Origin of the sequence: Christiangramia fulva, from assembly GCF_003024155.1 — a bacterium.
Taxonomy (GTDB): Bacteria; Bacteroidota; Bacteroidia; order Flavobacteriales; family Flavobacteriaceae; genus Christiangramia; species Christiangramia fulva.
Genome location: NZ_CP028136.1, coordinates 2,550,302 through 2,568,295 on the forward strand (window position 1 = coordinate 2,550,302; position 17,994 = coordinate 2,568,295).

Annotated in this window: 16 protein-coding genes; 8 read left to right on the plus strand and 8 right to left on the minus strand. The window is 40.3% G+C overall.

Features of this window, described 5'->3' with window-relative positions:
- Nucleotides 1-115: 115 nt before the first annotated feature.
- The 3 genes from C7S20_RS11365 (at nt 116) to C7S20_RS11375 (ending at nt 3,258) form a co-directional block, all read left to right on the plus strand.
- The gene (locus tag C7S20_RS11365) at nt 116-1,150 is read left to right on the plus strand and encodes an o-succinylbenzoate synthase (protein WP_107014215.1); all 1,035 of its coding nucleotides are present in this window, start codon (nt 116-118) and stop codon (nt 1,148-1,150) included.
- A gap of 6 nt (nt 1,151-1,156) precedes the next feature.
- On the plus strand, nt 1,157-2,098 hold the full coding sequence (locus C7S20_RS11370; protein ID WP_107012576.1) for a CPBP family intramembrane glutamic endopeptidase: 942 nt from the start codon (nt 1,157-1,159) through the stop codon (nt 2,096-2,098).
- A 62-nt stretch (nt 2,099-2,160) separates the two neighbouring features.
- Nucleotides 2,161-3,258: an AMP-binding protein gene (locus tag C7S20_RS11375; protein WP_107012577.1), complete on the plus strand. Its 1,098-nt coding sequence runs from the start codon at nt 2,161-2,163 to the stop codon at nt 3,256-3,258.
- Nucleotides 3,259-3,278: 20 nt separating this feature from the next.
- Here the strand turns inward: C7S20_RS11375 and C7S20_RS11380 are convergent, their stop codons facing one another.
- Nucleotides 3,279-4,916 carry a M1 family metallopeptidase gene (locus C7S20_RS11380; protein ID WP_107012578.1) on the minus strand — a complete coding sequence of 546 codons (1,638 nt, stop codon included), beginning with the start codon at nt 4,914-4,916 and terminating at the stop codon, nt 3,279-3,281.
- 7 nt (nt 4,917-4,923) lie between these two features.
- The gene (locus C7S20_RS11385) at nt 4,924-6,552 is read right to left on the minus strand and encodes an acyl-CoA carboxylase subunit beta (protein ID WP_107012579.1); all 1,629 of its coding nucleotides are present in this window, start codon (nt 6,550-6,552) and stop codon (nt 4,924-4,926) included.
- 184 nt (nt 6,553-6,736) lie between these two features.
- On the opposite strand from C7S20_RS11385, the gene C7S20_RS11390 reads away from it, so the two are divergent.
- The 3 genes from C7S20_RS11390 to ettA all read left to right on the plus strand — a co-directional run bounded on the left by C7S20_RS11390 (nt 6,737) and on the right by ettA (nt 9,274).
- A complete protein-coding gene (locus C7S20_RS11390) occupies nt 6,737-6,916 on the plus strand; it encodes a CAL67264 family membrane protein (protein WP_107012580.1) in 180 nt (59 codons plus the stop codon).
- A 126-nt stretch (nt 6,917-7,042) separates the two neighbouring features.
- A complete protein-coding gene (locus C7S20_RS11395) occupies nt 7,043-7,513 on the plus strand; it encodes a DinB family protein (RefSeq protein WP_227008998.1) in 471 nt (156 codons plus the stop codon).
- Nucleotides 7,514-7,579: 66 nt separating this feature from the next.
- Entirely contained in the window at nt 7,580-9,274 is a 1,695-nt protein-coding gene (gene ettA, locus C7S20_RS11400) for an energy-dependent translational throttle protein EttA (RefSeq protein ID WP_107012581.1), read from the plus strand.
- Nucleotides 9,275-9,340: 66 nt separating this feature from the next.
- Here ettA and C7S20_RS11405 read toward each other — a convergent pair whose 3' ends face one another.
- On the minus strand, nt 9,341-9,604 hold the full coding sequence (locus tag C7S20_RS11405; protein WP_107012582.1) for a DUF1456 family protein: 264 nt from the start codon (nt 9,602-9,604) through the stop codon (nt 9,341-9,343).
- The gene (locus C7S20_RS11410) at nt 9,588-10,925 is read right to left on the minus strand and encodes a DUF2254 domain-containing protein (protein ID WP_107012583.1); all 1,338 of its coding nucleotides are present in this window, start codon (nt 10,923-10,925) and stop codon (nt 9,588-9,590) included. Before C7S20_RS11410 ends, C7S20_RS11405 begins: the two co-directional genes overlap by 17 nt.
- A gap of 183 nt (nt 10,926-11,108) precedes the next feature.
- Between C7S20_RS11410 and C7S20_RS11415 the strand changes: the two genes are divergently transcribed.
- Nucleotides 11,109-11,549 (plus strand): Hsp20/alpha crystallin family protein, encoded by a 441-nt coding sequence (locus C7S20_RS11415; protein WP_107012584.1) that lies wholly within the window; start codon nt 11,109-11,111, stop codon nt 11,547-11,549.
- Between the two features lie 64 nt (nt 11,550-11,613).
- Here the strand turns inward: C7S20_RS11415 and C7S20_RS11420 are convergent, their stop codons facing one another.
- From C7S20_RS11420 to C7S20_RS11435, 4 genes are all read right to left on the minus strand, one after another.
- Nucleotides 11,614-12,831, minus strand: a complete 1,218-nt coding sequence (locus C7S20_RS11420) for a hypothetical protein (protein ID WP_107014217.1) — start codon at nt 12,829-12,831, stop codon at nt 11,614-11,616.
- A gap of 95 nt (nt 12,832-12,926) precedes the next feature.
- On the minus strand, nt 12,927-14,930 hold the full coding sequence (gene uvrB / locus C7S20_RS11425) for an excinuclease ABC subunit UvrB (protein ID WP_107012585.1): 2,004 nt from the start codon (nt 14,928-14,930) through the stop codon (nt 12,927-12,929).
- Nucleotides 14,931-15,039: 109 nt separating this feature from the next.
- On the minus strand, nt 15,040-15,876 hold the full coding sequence (locus C7S20_RS11430) for an ABC transporter permease (protein ID WP_107012586.1): 837 nt from the start codon (nt 15,874-15,876) through the stop codon (nt 15,040-15,042).
- Nucleotides 15,876-16,781 carry an ABC transporter ATP-binding protein gene (locus C7S20_RS11435; RefSeq protein WP_107012587.1) on the minus strand — a complete coding sequence of 302 codons (906 nt, stop codon included), beginning with the start codon at nt 16,779-16,781 and terminating at the stop codon, nt 15,876-15,878. Before C7S20_RS11435 ends, C7S20_RS11430 begins: the two co-directional genes overlap by 1 nt.
- Nucleotides 16,782-16,877: 96 nt before the next feature.
- On the opposite strand from C7S20_RS11435, the gene C7S20_RS11440 reads away from it, so the two are divergent.
- A complete protein-coding gene (locus C7S20_RS11440) occupies nt 16,878-17,942 on the plus strand; it encodes a hypothetical protein (protein WP_107012588.1) in 1,065 nt (354 codons plus the stop codon).
- The last annotated feature ends 52 nt before the right edge of the window (nt 17,943-17,994 follow it).

The following is a 17,994-nucleotide window of genomic DNA, read 5'->3' on the forward strand; positions in this document are numbered from 1 at the left end:
TCACTGCCTTTCAAAAATTAGTAGTATCATCAAAATGATCTCAAAATTTATGAGCACTCTATAAAATATCCAATAATCTAAAACCCAGGAATTCCACAATCCAACCATCCGAATGATTTCAGCCTCTTTCAAAAAATATACCTTATACTTTAAACGCCCCAGTGGAACCTCCCGGGGCGTTCTTACTGAAAAAGACACCTGGTTTCTCAGAATTACCGATGGGGAGAAAATCGGAATTGGAGAATGTAATATGTTTCGAGGCCTGAGCTATGATGACCGGCCAGATTACGAAGAAAAACTGCAATGGGTATGTGAGAATATCAACCTGGGCAGGGAAAAACTTTGGGAGCAGCTGCGGGAATTTCCAAGTATTCAGTTTGGGGTTGAAATGGCTTTTCAAAGTATGGAAGCCAAACATCCTTTTCTCCTGTTTCCTTCAGATTTTACAGAAGGAAAGAAATCAATTCCCATTAATGGCCTTATCTGGATGGGAGATAAGGATTTCATGAAAAAACAGATTTCAGAAAAGATCAAAGAAGGTTTTAACTGCATCAAATTAAAGATTGGTGCCATAGATTTTGAAACCGAACTGGAACTTTTACATTCGATCCGGGAAAATTTTTCTGCTGAAACTATTGAACTCAGGGTTGACGCGAATGGAGCCTTTTCTCCTAAAGATGCGCTGAATAAACTTGAAAAATTGTCAAAATTTCAACTTCATAGTATCGAACAGCCAATAAAACAAGGGCAGGTTGATCAAATGGCAGAACTCTGTGCCAAAACGCCTTTGGCCATTGCCCTTGATGAAGAATTAATAGGCATCACTGATGTAACAGAAAAGCAGGAATTGATACAAACCATTAAGCCGCAGTATGCCATCTTTAAACCCAGCCTTATTGGCGGATTTAAAGGGACTCAGGAATGGATCGACAGTTGCGAAAAAAATAAAACCGGATGGTGGATCACCAGTGCCCTGGAAAGCAATATTGGCCTTAATGCCATCGCACAGTGGACCTTTACTTTAAATTCAAACATGCCACAGGGATTGGGAACCGGTAGTTTGTTCACCAATAATTTTGAATCTCCGCTGGAAGTAATGAAGGGAGAATTGCAATTTGATCCTGCGGAAGAATGGGAAATTAAATTTTAAGAAAATATGTTTATAGAACAGGTTTATAAGTATCAGCATGACTTCTGGCGATATCTCATTGGAGTAATTGCCGTGGTTTTCGGAATCATTATCGGCCAGATTCCCCTAACTATCGTTCTACTTAAAGAGGCGGGTTTTGAGGTAATGAACATGACCGAAACCGATATGATGCAGGCGCTGGATTCAAATTTATTTCTTTTCCTGATGCTTTTAACTTATGCGGTTGGACTCGGATTTTTATTTTTTATCGTAAAAAAGCTTCATGAGCAGCCTTTGATCGCTTTGACCACTTCCCGGAAGAAAATAGACTGGAGCCGCTTTTGGTTCGCTTTCGGCCTGGTTGCGATCTTTATAATTTTAACTACAGTAGGAGATTATATCAGTAATCCCGATGATTTTCTGTGGAATTTTAAACTGAAGCCATTTCTGATTTTACTTGTAATTTCAGTGGTTCTTATTCCCGTACAGACCAGCTTTGAAGAATATTTTTTCCGCGGATATTTGATGCAGGGAATAGGAGTGATGGTAAAAAACCGGTGGGTGCCCCTGGTCGTTTCCTCCGTTATTTTTGGAGGACTTCATTTTTTTAATCCGGAAGTTACCAAATTGGGTAATACGATCATGATCTATTACATCGGGACCGGGTTTATGCTGGGAATTATGGCATTGATGGATGAAGGTCTTGAACTCTCTCTTGGATTTCACGCGGCTAACAATCTTCTTACCGCATTAATTGTCACTGCCGATTGGACGGCATTTCAAACCCATAGTATACTCAAAGATGTTTCGGAACCTTCAGCAGGATGGGATGTTTTGATCCCGGTGCTGGTCGTTTATCCGATTTATTTGATCATTTTCGCGAAAAAGTATCACTGGAACAACTGGAAGGAAAGGCTTTTTGGTAAGGCAGAAAGACCTGAACTGCTAAATGTTTCCGAAGAAAGTTAAGAATTTCATAGCATTTTGGTAACTTTAAGTTCAGATCTTAAAAACAACTTTGGTTGTAAGATATGGCAGACAAATTTAAACTTCCGGAAACGCATCCGGAATTCAAGCTAAATAAGCAGCATTTCACCAATGCTGAATTGCGACAGGTAGCCTATAGCTTCATTAAGGAGGGGGAACCTTTCGAAGAGGAGATAGGCAGCTTTCTTCTTGACTGGCTGAAACCCACTTCTTTTGTTGAGGTTTATACGTCAGGATCTACCGGCGAGCCCAAAAAAATAAAGCTTAAAAAACAGCATATGCTGAATTCGGCTATGGCAACTGCCAAATTTTTTAAATTACCGGTGGCCACAAGGGCGCTTCTATGCCTTCCAGCCGGTTATATCGCGGGTAAAATGATGCTGGTAAGAGCCATGTATCTGGGTTGGCACCTCGATACCGTGCCTCCTTCTTCCAATCCGCTTGATCATGTTTACAAAGTGTACGATTTCTCAGCAATGACACCGTTTCAGCTTGATAATTCAATCGCGCGGCTTCATTTAGTAAAAAAACTGATCATTGGTGGGGGAGCTGTTTCTTCCAAGATCCGGAAAATGGTTGCAGATGTAGATGCGAAAATTTACGAAACCTACGGAATGACCGAAACCTGCAGTCATATTGCGGCGAAGAGGCTTAATCCCCAAAAAAGAAAGAAAGAAGTACGGGCATTCAAACTTCTTCCCAATATCACGATCTCACAGGATTATCGGGGATGCCTTATTATTAAAGCGCCCAATGTGCTAGATGAGGAGATCGTTACCAATGATGTGGTTGAAATTGTTACTTACAAAACCTTTATCTGGAAAGGTCGATATGACAATATTATTAATTCGGGAGGCATAAAGCTTTTTCCTGAGCAAATTGAAAGGAAGATCAATAAAATCCTCGATAAACGTTTTTTTGTAAGTTCCTTGCCAGATGAATCGCTGGGTCAAAAATTGGTTTTATTTGTGGAAGATGATTTTTCAGAGGAAAACCTTCAAAAGCTTAGACATAAAATAGATAATCTGGAAACTCTTGAAAAGTATGAGAAACCGAAAAAGATCTATTTTATAGCCAAATTTGAGGAAACTTCAAGTGGTAAAATCCACCGTGAGAATACCATCAGAAGCAAAGTGGATTAAAATAAATATCTCCTGAAAATTTACATTTTCCGGACGTCTACATAAAATTCCTTTTTATTTACCCGGATATCTCCCAGGTCGTCTTCTTCAGAATTTATTTTTTGCCAATTTGAAGTTGCTCTTAGCCTTTTTTCCTTTCCGTCAATAAACACGTCAACAGGCATCGAAAAATCTTTTACCTCGGCTTTCCAGCGATACCAGATTTGATCATTTTCTTCTTTTAGCTGGAGCTCAGGGATGGAGCTGTGTCGCAGGTACTGGTCAAAAATCGGTTTTAAATCGGTTTCTATTGGTTTATTGAAAAAATCTTCTACCTGTTTGGTAGAAACCGTTTGATGCCTGAAAGTTTTTGTATAATCCTTTAAGGTATTCCACCAAAGTTCGTCGTCGTCATAAATGCTTCTAATGGTATTTAGAAGGTTGGAACCTTTGTAATACATATCTCCGGAACCTTCGCTGTTTACGCCATACTTTCCAATGATAGGCACATCATTGGCAATATTTCCACGTAAGCCCTGCAGGTATTCAAGAGCTTCTTCTTTTCCCCATTCACATTCGACATAAATAGCCTCGGTGTAACTGGTAAAACCTTCATGAATCCACATATCGGCGATATCTTTTGCGGTGATGCTGTTGCCAAACCATTCGTGACCCGATTCATGAATAATGATGAAATCCCATTTCAGGCCTATTCCCGTACCCGATAGATCTCTTCCCAGGTAGCCATTCTGATAATGATTTCCGTAGGCTACAGCACTTTGATGTTCCATCCCCAGATAGGGCGCTTCCACAAGTTTATAGCCATCTTCAGGAAAAGGATAGGGTCCCATTTTCTCATAAAAGCAGGCCATCATATCCTTAACTTCTTCAAATTGCTTTTTCGCTTTTTCAAGATTATAGGGCAGTACATAATAGTCAAGATCCAGGTCTTTGTATTTATCAGAAAAATGGACATAATTCCCCACATTGATCATGATGTCGTAATTATTGATGGGATTAACCACTTTCCAGCGCCACTCGGTAAATCCGTTTCCCAAATCGGTTTTCCCGAGAAATCGTCCGTTAGAGACATCCATCAGGCCATTGGGCACCGAAATGTCCATTTGCGCTTCTTCAGGTTCGTCGCTTTGGTGGTCTTTGTTCGGATACCATAAACTTGCGCCCGTACCCTGAACGGCAACGCCTACCCACGGATTTCCCTCGTCATCTTCAGTCCATACAAATCCGCCGTCCCATGGCGCATGCAAAGCTTCTTTAGGATGACCGTGGTAGTAAAACTGTAGGGAATCTTTTAATCCTTTTTGAAGAGCCTCAGGAAAATTGATGAAAACCGCGTTGAATTCCCTGCGATAATCCAGGTTTTTATTTTTATAGACAATGGAGTCAATTTTCATATTATCGAAAAGATCCAGCTGCATCACCGGCATGTCATTCAAAACTTCAAACGCGATAATATTTGAGCCGGAAATGAATTTTTTCTCCGGTTCCACCTTCAGTTTAAGATGATAGCTCTTTACGTCATAATTGGTCCTTTCAGGACGTAAAGAACCGCGAAGGGTATCGGCTCGTGTAAACTCAGTATTATTTTCGCCCACAACCTGGGCAAAAGAAGAAAAACTTCCTGTTATTAAAAGGAAGCTTAAAATCAGGTTTTTCATAAATAGATCAGGTTTGAATAACTCCTAAATTAAAATCTTTTTCGATAGGCGCATGATTTGCGGCTTCGATTCCCATAGAGATCCATTTTCGGGTATCAAGGGGATCGATGATGGCATCGGTCCATAATCTCGCCGCGGCATAATAGGCTGAGGTTTGTTCGTCGTATTTCGCCTTCAGTTTATCGAAAACCTCTTTTTCTTTTTCTTCGTCTACTTTTTCTCCTTTTTTCGCCATGGCTGCCGTTTCAATCTGCGCAAGGACTTTTGCAGCCTGGGTACCGCCCATCACAGCAAGCTCCGCACTCGGCCAGGCAACGATCAGGCGGGGGTCATAAGCTTTCCCGCACATGGCATAATTGCCCGCGCCATATGAATTACCAATGATCACGGTAAATTTTGGAACTACCGAATTGCTTACGGCATTGACCATTTTCGCACCATCTTTTATGATACCTCCATGTTCGCTTTTGCTGCCTACCATGAATCCCGTGACATCCTGCAAAAAGACCAGTGGAATCTTCTTTTGATTGCAATTGGCAATAAAACGCGTGGCTTTATCGGCAGAATCAGAATAAATTACTCCGCCAAATTGCATTTCGCCTTTTTTGGTTTTTACAATTTTACGCTGATTGGCAACAATTCCAACGGCCCAGCCATCAATCCTGGCGTAACCGGTGATAATAGATTTTCCGTAACCTTCTTTATATTCTTCAAATTCTGAATCATCGATAAGCCGGTAGATAATTTCATGCATATCATACTGATCACTGCGTTTCTTAGGAAGAATACCGTAGATTTCTTCGGAATTTTCCTTTGGTTTCGCGGGTTTTTTTCTGTTAAATCCGGCCTTGTCAAAATCCCCGATCTTATCCATGATATTTTTAATACGGGTAAGCGCATCTTCATCATCTTTGGCTTTATAATCGGTCACCCCGCTTATTTCGCTGTGAGTGGTAGCACCGCCAAGGGTTTCATTATCTACAGATTCGCCGATAGCTGCTTTTACCAGGTAACTTCCCGCCAGGAAAATGCTGCCGGTTTTTTCAACGATCAGCGCTTCATCACTCATGATGGGCAAATAAGCACCACCGGCCACACAACTTCCCATGACGGCTGCTATTTGAGTGATTCCCATACTGCTCATTACGGCATTATTCCTGAAGATCCTTCCAAAATGTTCCTTATCGGGAAAAATTTCATCCTGCATGGGAAGGTAAACGCCCGCACTGTCTACAAGATATATAATAGGAAGCCTGTTTTCAATGGCGATTTCCTGGGCTCTAAGGTTTTTCTTTCCGGTAATAGGAAACCAGGCGCCGGCTTTTACGGTCGCATCATTTGCCACAACTATACATTGCTTTCCTGAAACGTAACCGATTTTCACCACTACACCGCCACTTGGGCAACCGCCATGTTCCCTGTACATTCCGTCGCCGGCAAAAGCACCAATTTCAATGGCTTTTTCGGGGTTATCGAGCAAGAAATTTATTCTTTCCCGGGCTGTCATTTTTCCTTTGGAATGGTGTTTTTCAATACGTTTTTCACCTCCGCCAAGCTTTATTTTGGAAAGCTTCTGACGCATGGCAGAAACCAGAAGCTTATTATGATCTTCATTTTTATTGAAGTTAATATCCATTCTTGTTGAATTATTTATAATATTTACAGCCTAAATAAGAGATTAATTTTCAAATAATCTGTTATTCTGAAAAATTAATAGGATTTTTATTTCAGAAAGGTGTCGGGCTAAAATACAAAATCACCTGAAGACTTAAATGTAAAGAATCATTAAAATACCCGATATTTGTACTTAAACGTGAATTATGGGAATGAATAAAAATACCATTTTTGGATGGGCCTCCTTTTTGATGTTCCTGGTAGGAACAGCTCTTGTTCTTTTGGGAGTTTTAAAATATAATGATTACGCTATTGGTTTTTCCACCACCGGAATAGGGTTTTTCTTCATCTCGTGGGTCTTCAATGCTCTTAAAGGAAGGGTTTGAGCCGAATTTATCCCGGTTTTGTTAGTTTCAGAAATATTTTCTCCGGGTGATCATCAGAAACATCTGCTAAATTTTTTTCCTCGTCATCCCTTTTTTTAACTTTAAAACTCACCAAAAAAAAGAATTGTGGAAGAAATCAGAAAACAATTAACGGCACACCTTATGGGTGGGGAAGCTTTTATGCCCATTGACGAAATGTTGAAGAAAATGCCCTTTGAAAAAGTAGGAATTCGGCCTGAAGCTTTGCCCTATTCCTTTTACGAGCTTTTTTTTCATATCACCTTCGCCCAGAAAGATATATTGGAATATACTATTTCCGGCGATTACAAAACCAGTCAATGGCCCGATGATTACTGGCCGGATTCCGTAAAGCCAAAAGACGAAAAAAACTGGGAAAAGCTGAAAAAGGATTTTTTTGATGACAGGGAGATGCTCAAAGAGTTTGTGGCTGATAAGAAAAATAAACTGGATGCGGCGGTTAGGAATTCTGAAGATCACACGCTTTTGAGGGAACTGATGCTGGTAATAGAACATAGCGCCTATCATACCGGTCAAATGCTGGTTGTAATGCGATTATTAGGAGTTTATGAAAACTGATTTCTGCGAAAAATTGCAGATATTTGCTGACTCAAAAAACACGATAAATTTAAATTTTTAAAATATATGGCAGACGATAATAAAGTGATCTTTTCAATGTCTGGAGTTACCAAAACCTATCCAAGGGCGAACACTCCGGTATTGAAGAATATTTATCTCAGTTTTTTCTATGGAGCGAAAATTGGGATTTTGGGACTTAACGGTTCCGGAAAATCCACGCTTTTAAAAATTATTGCAGGACAGGATCAGAATTATCAGGGAGATGTTGTTTTTTCACCCAATTATAGCGTAGGACTTCTTGAGCAGGAACCTGAGCTGGATGAAAATAAAACCGTACTTGAAGTTGTAAAAGAAGGAGCTGCCGAAACTGTGGCTGTGCTCGATGAGTACAATAAGATCAATGATATGTTTGGTCTGCCCGAAGTTTATGAAAATGCAGATAAAATGCAAAAGCTCATGGACAGGCAGGCAGAACTTCAGGATAAGATCGATGCCAGCAACGCCTGGGAACTTGACACCAAGCTCGAGATCGCGATGGATGCTTTGCGTACGCCGGAGCCCGACAAGAAGATATCGGTACTTTCAGGAGGAGAAAGAAGAAGGGTCGCCCTTTGCCGTTTATTGCTTCAGGAACCGGATGTTTTACTGCTCGACGAGCCTACTAACCACCTTGACGCCGAATCTGTACACTGGCTGGAGCATCATCTTCAACAATATAAGGGAACAGTGATCGCCGTAACCCATGACCGTTATTTTCTGGATAATGTTGCCGGATGGATCCTGGAACTCGACCGTGGGGAAGGTATTCCTTGGAAGGGGAACTATTCGTCATGGCTCGATCAGAAATCAAAACGTTTGGCCCAGGAACAGAAACAGGCCAGCAAACGCCAGAAAACTCTGGAAAGGGAGCTGGAATGGGCAAAAATGAGTCCTAAAGGCCGTCAATCCAAACAGAAAGCAAGGCTGAAGAATTACGATAAGCTCCTTAGCCAGGATCAGAAAAAAATGGACGAACAGCTGGAAATTTATATTCCAAACGGTCCGCGTTTAGGAACCAATGTGATCGACGCCAAAGGAGTGAGCAAGGCATTTGGTGATAAACTTCTTTACGAAGATTTGAATTTCAGTCTTCCACAGGCCGGAATTGTGGGAATCATAGGTCCCAACGGTGCCGGTAAAACTACTATTTTTAAGATGATCATGGGCGAAGAGCAACCCGATAAAGGAAGTTTTGAAGTTGGGGAAACCGCGAAAATCGCCTATGTCGATCAAAGCCATGCTAATATCGACTCTGAAAAGACCATCTGGCAAAACTTCAGTGATGAGCAGGAACTTATCATGATGGGCGGCAGGCAGGTAAATTCAAGGGCTTATCTAAGCCGTTTTAATTTCAGCGGAAGCGAACAGAATAAAAAGGTCAGTATGCTTTCGGGAGGTGAACGCAACAGGCTGCACCTGGCGATGACTTTAAAGGAAGAAGGAAACGTACTTCTGCTCGATGAGCCTACCAACGACCTTGACGTGAATACATTGCGGGCCCTGGAAGAAGGACTTGAGAATTTTGCCGGCTGTGCGGTGATTATCTCTCACGACCGGTGGTTTTTAGACAGGGTTTGTACCCATATTCTTTCTTTTGAAGGAGATTCGCAGGTATATTTCTTTGAAGGAAGTTTTTCAGAATACGAAGAGAATAAGAAGAAACGTCTTGGTGGGGATATTATGCCGAAACGGATTAAGTATAAAAAACTTACCAGAGGATAGAATCCTGGTTTTATGAATGCAAAGCCGCGCCCATCGGGCGCGGCTTTTTGCTGCTTTAAACTAAAACTATTTTTTTGATTTTTTAAGTGTTTTTCCTTTTGGTTCGGGCATGGGTCCCCTAAGATGAATAATAAGACCGTCAAGGAAATTTCTCAGGAACTGGTCACCGCATTCCATATATTTTTCGTGTCCTTCTCTGCGGAAGATAGCGCCGAGTTCACTTTTAGTAACTTTAAAATCAACAAGCTCACAGATCTTTACAATATCATCATTGGTAAGTTTGTGGGCTACTCTCAGTTTTTTAAAAATATCGTTATTTGTTAATGCCATGCGTCAAAGGTAAATTATCAATTTTGAATTTCTCTGTCTTTATATCAAGTTTTCGGGCCAGCCTTTCAATAACTTTTAGGTCACTTTTATTTTCAATACTTTCATAGGCATCCTCCAGGAGAATTTTCGCTTCGTTTTTTATCACGTCGTAATAAAAAGAATGTATCGCTTCCTGAGATTTAAGGTAAATAAACATGGTGCTGAGCTTCTGAATGAGAATAATATCATGTTTACAATACACTCGTATGGAGGCCAGCACATTATACATCAATTCGGCAAAATTTACAGTTGCAACTTTTACATACACGTTTTCATCTTTAGCAATAATTGACTGGTCTCGCTTTTTCATTCTAAGCGCAAAAAGTTCGGTAAGATAATCTATGCCGTTAAGTGCTGTTCCGGGATCATTAATTCCCGGAGACATTGCTTTCACTATAATTTCGGTGATCTGTTTAAAAGCCAGTGCGTAATTATCCGCAACTAGTTCGCCCCTGGCGAAATTAAAATTCGATAAGATTTCTTTTACAGTTTCTTCATCAAGTTCTTTTTCCGATTTAAAAAGGGGAATTCTTTGAAGTACAAAAATTCCTTTGACGGGTAGAATCTCAATTTTTGTTTCTTCCTTTTTACAAATGTCAATGATGCTATTCAAAGCTACGTTCTGAAAATATCCGGTCTTTTCAGAATGATATCCATACCAGCCTGAGGTATCTGGAAAATCTTTATCTCCGCCATCTTCAGCTTCGATAAGACGTGACAGTCTTTTTTCAGCAAGATGAAAAATCTGATCCAGGATATTATTGATCTGGATATTGTGAGATATATTATGAATAAAATAAATAAAAGCACAAATGCAAACCACGGTGAAAAGAATGGACAACAGTACTGCAAATCCCGGTACCTGGTACTTATCTCCGGTAGGCTGAATGGAAAAAAGGATAAAAATACAGTAGAGTATGGTAAAAAGGTAGATTCCCAGGATAAACTGGTGGTTTTTATCTGAAATCAAACCCGGAAGGAGTCGGGGAGAATAATTGCTTGATGCCTGGTTAAGCAATACCATTACCATGGAGAAACTAAAAACCATCATTGAAATGAGACCGGTTATGAAAGAGCTTAAAAGCGTCATGGCCGTATTTCCATTATCCACCACTAATACAGGCACGGTTTCCAGAAGATAGGTCGAAATACCCCTTTCTTCCAGGTAGATCATTAAGAAGGCGAAGTTAAAACCTAAAGCCGCCAGCAGGGTAGGGTAGAAAGCAATATTGTTTCTTACTGAATTGAAGAAATTGATCAGCTTATTATAGAGATGTTTCATCAAAAACTATTTACCATAAAGGTAGTTAATCTTCTAATCTGAAAATTATATAAAATCAAAACAAGCCAAAATGACACTTAAAATATTGATATAAATGCCAAAAAGGCATGAAATTCTGGTTGGTCTTTGAATTGCAATATGATAAATGAAAATTAAAATAATAACCCCTAAAATATTTGAGTCATGAGTTTAATTAAAAGAAACGAAAATTGGTTGCCTTCAGTTTTTGATGATATGTTCAGAACTGACTGGCTTGGAGGAACAACAAATGTGAACAGCATAGGTACCAGTATCCCTGCTGTCAACATTCAGGAAACCGAAGATAGTTTTAATGTTCACGTAGCAGCTCCCGGTAAATCTAAAGAAGATTTCAATATCGAGCTGGACAACGATGTTTTAACTATTTCTTCGGAAGATAAAAAGGAAAAAGAATCTACTGAGGAAAACGGTAGGTTCACAAGAAAAGAATTCAGCTACAGCACCTTTAAAAGAGCTTTTAGTTTGCCAGAATCTGTAGATAGTTCGAAGATTTCAGCTTCTTATAAAAACGGAGTGCTTGAAATTGCGCTTCCTAAAAAAGAAGAAGCAAAGGTGCAGGCAAAACGAATGATCGAAATTGCCTAAGCTGAAAATGAGTTTGATTAGTTAAAGGTGAGGCGTCCGCATTTTGTGGACGCTTTTTTTATTTTCAGTAATCGATCAACAGCCACCTGTTACCTGCGCTTTGGATTGTAAATAACTGTTGAGGTTTAATACTTGTAATTTTCGAGTTCGTGCGAACATCAAATAGATCATCGCTTCCCTGGAAAATAAAAGGTTTTTCTGAATTTCCCACCCAGTTAATAAGTCGGATAATTCTTCCTTTATTTGGTGCAGAAGGAGGTAAAACAATACCAGTGACCCCATTGTTGATCCGTAAAGTCCCAACTTCATCAGTGATGGTAAAATTGCCGGTAGCGCTGGTGACGGAAGAATAATTCTCGAAACCGGCGTTTGCCCAGGAAGCTTCTCCGGAGGCATTCAACATCATTACCTGTCCTTCCAGGCCGCGTGCGGTGGGTAAAACATAATCAGTTTCAGGGGTAGTTCCTATTCCAAGCCTTCCGGCAAAATAACCGGCGTAGACATTACTGTTGCTGTCACCTAAGGCGATGCTGTAGATTCCGTAAATATTTCCCACTCCCTGTATGGTTCCAATTTCGCTGTAAATTCCAAAATTATTGCTCCTCGCGCCAAAGGTTCTCCCAACCCTGTTGAAGATGCCGTAAATATCATTAGTTCCTGTATTTTGATAAGCTTCATTAAAAATGCCGTAATGGATGCCGGTTCCTGTACCGCCAACATTGTTTTTAAAACCATATTTATTGCCGTTGGTAGAACTACGGTTGTCATTAACAATACCATAGGTGGTGAGATTGTCGGTGGCGGAATTCGCATTATCTACCGATAAAGCTCTTTTCAAACCCAGATCCTTGCCCGGAGCGATGGCTATTTCCAATCTTGAATTAATCTGATCGGTACCAATACCAATACTGTTGTCACGGTAAATTTGATCAGTGATATTATTAGGACTTATCAAGCTCCCAGGTTTGTAAAAATTGGAAGATGAGGCATCATTTCCCAGAACTTTCCATTTGTTTTCTGAATAACTCCAGTAATAGAAGCCGGGATTATTTGAACCAACGGTCTTATTTAAATATACCATGATACCGTTATGATCGATTCCGGGATTGGTCGTGGGAAATTTATCAATTCGGGGAATTAAAATTCCGTCTATAACTTCCGGGTTTGCTGAATTAGTAGCGGAAATATCCAGCTGAGCCTTAGGGTCGGTATTGCCAATTCCCACCTGGGCATAATTAAATCCGGAGGCAAAAATGCATAGAAATAAAAAAAATGTTTTCATGGTCAAACAGGTTTGTCTGACATTTCAGGAAAACTTTAAATGTTTAAGGCTGAGTCAAATATATATTATTTTTTCATTCCTAAAACAAAAAAATTTTAGGCCGTCTCGTTAATTTTTCCCTGCAGGACTTTTATCTCGTCCCTAAGCTTCGCAGCCTGCATAAAATCAAGTTCTTTGGCAGCCGTTTCCATGGCTTTTCGCTTCTCCCTGATCTTTTTCTCTAATTGGGATTTGCTGAGATATTCGGCTTCCTCTTCAGCAGCCTTGAGATCAGGTCGGACTTCATGTTCATAAATATCCAGTTTTTTACGAATAAGAGCGCTGTCAAATTTCTTCACCAGAGGCGTAGGGGTAATATTATTTTCTTTGTTGTAAGTAATCTGTTTTTCCCGGCGATATTCCGTTTGGTCAATGGTTTTGCGCATGGAATCGGTGATTTTATCTGCATAGAGAATCGCTTTTCCGTCAACGTGACGTGCTGCACGACCAATGGTTTGGGTCAATGAACGGTTGCTTCTTAAAAAACCTTCCTTATCGGCATCGATAATGGCTACAAGGGAAACTTCCGGTAAATCCAGCCCTTCCCGCAGCAAGTTCACCCCTACAAGCACATCAAAAAGTCCTTTTCTGAGATCCTGCATGATTTCCACGCGCTCCAAAGTATCAATATCTGAATGAATATAACGGCAGCGTACATCAATCCTGGTAAGGTATTTTGTAAGTTCTTCAGCCATCCTTTTTGTAAGAGTGGTTACCAGAACACGCTCGTCTTTTTCAACCCTGATTTGAATTTCTTCTATTAGATCATCGATCTGGTTCAGACTTGGACGCACTTCCACAACCGGATCAAGAAGGCCTGTGGGCCGTATCACCTGTTCCACATAAACGCCTTCACTTTTCTGAAGTTCATATTCAGCCGGAGTGGCACTGACATAGATCACCTGATTCTGAAGGGCTTCGAATTCTTCAAATTTCAACGGACGGTTATCCATAGCCGCCGGTAAGCGGAAACCATATTCCACCAGCGTTTCTTTTCTTGAACGGTCACCGCCGTACATGGCATGTACCTGCGGAATGGTCACATGGCTTTCATCCACCACCATTAAAAAATCATCAGGGAAATAATCTAGCAGGCAGAAAGGGCGTGTGCCAGGTTTCCTTCCGTCGAGATAGCGGGAATAATTTTCGATTCCTGAGCAGTATCCCAGTTCGCGGATCATCTCCAGGTCGAAATTGGTCCTTTCATCCAGTCGTTTTGCTTCCAGGTTTTTTCCTATTTCCTGAAAATAACTTACCTGTTTCACCAGGTCATCCTGAATGTCTTTGATCGCGTTCTGTAATACATCAGGAGAAGTCACAAACATGTTTGCCGGATAGATATTTAACCGGTCATACTTTTCAATGATATCATTAGTGCCGGGATCGAAAGCTTCAATTTCTTCGATTTCATCTCCAAAAAAATGAATTCGGAAGGCATTATCGGCATAACTGGGGAAAACATCCACCGTATCTCCTTTAATTCTGAAATTACCATGACTGAATTCAGCTTCGGTACGGGAATATAGACTCTGAACAAGACGATGGAGAAATTTTGTCCGGGAAATTTCCATATCTCTTTCAATAGATACTACATTTTTTCGAAATTCCACCGGATTTCCGATACCATACAAACAGGAAACCGATGCGACAACAATAACATCCCTTCTTCCACTTAACAAAGACGAAGTGGTGCTTAAACGTAGCTTTTCGATCTCTTCATTGATTGAAAGATCCTTTTCGATATAGGTTCCTGAAGTGGGAATAAATGCTTCCGGCTGGTAATAATCGTAATAGCTTACGAAATATTCCACCGCATTATCGGGAAAAAATTGTTTAAATTCTGAATAAAGCTGTGCGGCAAGTGTTTTGTTATGCGCAAGGACCAGCGTGGGTTTTTGCACTTCCTGTATCACATTGGCTACCGTAAAGGTCTTTCCCGAGCCGGTCACCCCTAGCAAGGTCTGGTAGCGCTCCTGTTTATCCAGGCCGGTGACGAGTTGATTGATCGCTGCCGGCTGGTCGCCCGTAGGCTTATAATCTGATTTTATTTTAAATTTCATTCAGCTGGGTTACTTTTTTCATAGCCTCACGAAAATAAGCAATAATCAGGCCTAAAGCAATTCCTCTCAATTAGCTTTATAAACCTTAAATTATTTTAAAAGGAAAAAATTACAAATCTCTTTTGCGAAGTAAAAATAATGACCCCCACACGAAAAAAGCTGTCCAAATAATAACAATTAAAAGCTGATACCAGTGAATTCCATAGTCTTTATCTAGATGGGAGCCTATTTGATTTGCAGCAGTCTGAACCGCGTTTAAACGGGTGAACGGTTCTTTAATCAAATTGCTCATCGCTTCCAAAGGAAAGAACTGCATAATCCTTTCAGCGATATCACTGTCTTTGAAAATTCGGAAATTCAGGACGGCATACAGAATATTTTCAAAAATATACCATACTACCAGGAATCCGAGGGCAAAGGCTGAGCGCTTAACCAAAACACCCAGGAACATACAGAATGAAAAAAAACCGGTGAGTTTCACAAAATAGGCGACGAGGTACTCGAGATCGGAAAAAACGATGGAAATTTCAGTATAATCTGAAAAGGAATAGCCTAAGATCAGGGAAACAATAAAAAGAAAAAGCGTGGAAATCCCTGAAAAGACGAGTACTGTAAGAAATTTTGATAAAACGAATTCCTTTTTACTGAGGCCGTCTATCAGATTTTGTTTGATCGTACGGTTGCTATATTCGTTAGACATCATCGAAACGATCACAATGGCCAGAAATATTTTCAGCAAAGCCGCGATATAAGCATTAAAATGCCAGATATAAGGGAAATTGAAAATTCCCTGATCGGCAACCCTGAAATCGATATCTCCAATTTTAAATTCTATCGAGGCGATCAGTGCAATAAAAGTGATCAGGATAAAATAAGTAATGATGAGGATTCTTGCCGAACGACTATATCGCAGTTTATCGTATTCTATTTGGAGTAAGCGTAGCATTAATTCTGGGAGATTTGATTGGTTAACTGAAGGAACTGTTCTTCAAGACTTTCTTTTCGCTTATTGAGGTATGAAAGGCTTAAACCCTTTTCAAAAAGAAACCTGTTAATTTCTTCGGCCTGCATTGGGGCATTAAGAATAGCGGTTAAATAGCCGTCTTTTAAAGTGATTTTCCCAATATTGGGATGAGTTTGTAACAGGCTTTCCAGCTTTGCCATGTCTTCAGCTTTTAGCTCAAAAAATCCGTGACTGTTCACAATCTCATCAACAGGTCCACTGTAAAGTTTTTTTCCTTTGCGGATGATCACCACGTGCGAACAAACCTTTTCAACTTCATCAAGCAAATGAGAAGCAAGAAGAATGGTTGTGCCGCCGGCAGCTATCTGGCGGATAATTTCCCTTATCTGGTGGATTCCCTGGGGATCCAAACCATTGGTAGGCTCATCAAGAATAAGAATTTCAGGATCATTCAACAGGGCAGAAGCAATAGCCAGCCTTTGTTTCATTCCCAGTGAAAAAGTGCGAAATTTACTGTCTTTTCTGTCAAGCAATCCCACGATCTCCAGTTTCTCACGTATTTTTTGGGGATTGGTTCCCTTGATCTTACATACGAGAGCAAGGTTTTGCTCAGCCGTCATATACGGGTAAAAGTTTGGATGCTCTATGATGGCTCCAACTTTTTTCAGCGCATTATGGGTTGATGTTTTCCCGTCGAACCATCTGAAATCACCATCAGATTTATTTACCACATTAAGAACCATCCCGAGGGTAGTTGATTTCCCGCTGCCGTTGGGTCCCAGGATTCCGTACACATTTCCTTTTTCAATGCTAAAGCTGAGATTGTCTACAGCGGTGAGCCTTCCAAATCGCTTCGTGAGCTTGTTAAGACTTAAAATTGTTTCCAAGATTGATGAAGTGTTTAAAAATACGACGTCTAAAATAGGATTTTGTTACATCTTTCCCTATAATAGGCATATTTTTGAGAAAACACGCCCTTATTTATGGAGCCAAAACTTATGTCAAAGAAGAAGCCTTCATTTCCTATTAATGAACGCTTTAACCGCTACCTGGCAAAATATAACCGAAATACCAAAATACCCGTTTTTTATGAGGATCTGCTAAGGTTTTCTGGTTCTATCGTAGTTTATGATCAGCATGATCAGGATACTTTCTGGATACGTTGTTATTATGCCGATCATGAACGAAAGGAAATTGATACCAGTCTTAAAAAGGTCTATACTATTTTGCATTCAGACGGGAGTGAGGATTCGCTGGAATGGCTGAATGTTGACGCAATTGATTACTGCACCTTCGGAAATTCCAAGCCTTTCCGCATTAAAGTCCGGAATATACTGAACGACAGTTTTACCTATTTCTATGTGAAAAAAGCCGATGCTTCCCGAATTTACGGACTCGAATTTGAGCATTTGCTTTCTCCGCACCGTATTAATTTCCTTGTTTATAAAGATACTTTGATTGAAGCCCATATTGCGGGAATTCCAGGTGATGTATTTATAGAAGATCACCTTCCTGAATGTGATCTGAGAGCCCAAACGCAAATTGCCAAGCAATTCGTTAAATTCAATGAACGCTGTACGGTGAGGTTGCTGGGAGATATGCGTTCTTATAATTATGTGGTCATTCCCACTCATGATTTTGATCATGTGGAATACCAGATTCGCGCCATAGATTTTGATCAGCAGTGTTTTGAAGGAAATTTGAAGGTGTACCGCCCACAGTTCTTCAAGGAAAATTACAAAATGGTGAAGCTGGTTTCCGAAAAACTGGAAGAGTCTTCTATTGAGCAATATCGTAAGGAAGAACGTTCACTTCTGGCAAAAAGAATGATCAATACCAAAAGCCGTTATAAAGAATTGATAAGGTGTATGATCAATGACCATGTTTCAACTAAAGAGAATGTTCTGCAGCTTCGGCAGGAGCTTTATGCTTTTTCGAAAGACATGAAATTCAAACGCGCCAGCACCATGGGCCAGATTTTAAGGACAGCCCTCGATTTTGTGAAGCGTAATTACGAAAATGTGAATACGCGCCGAATGCTGGAATAGTACTTTCCTAATTCGTCGCTTTGCCCGAAACAGACTTTTTTAAGGCTTATGG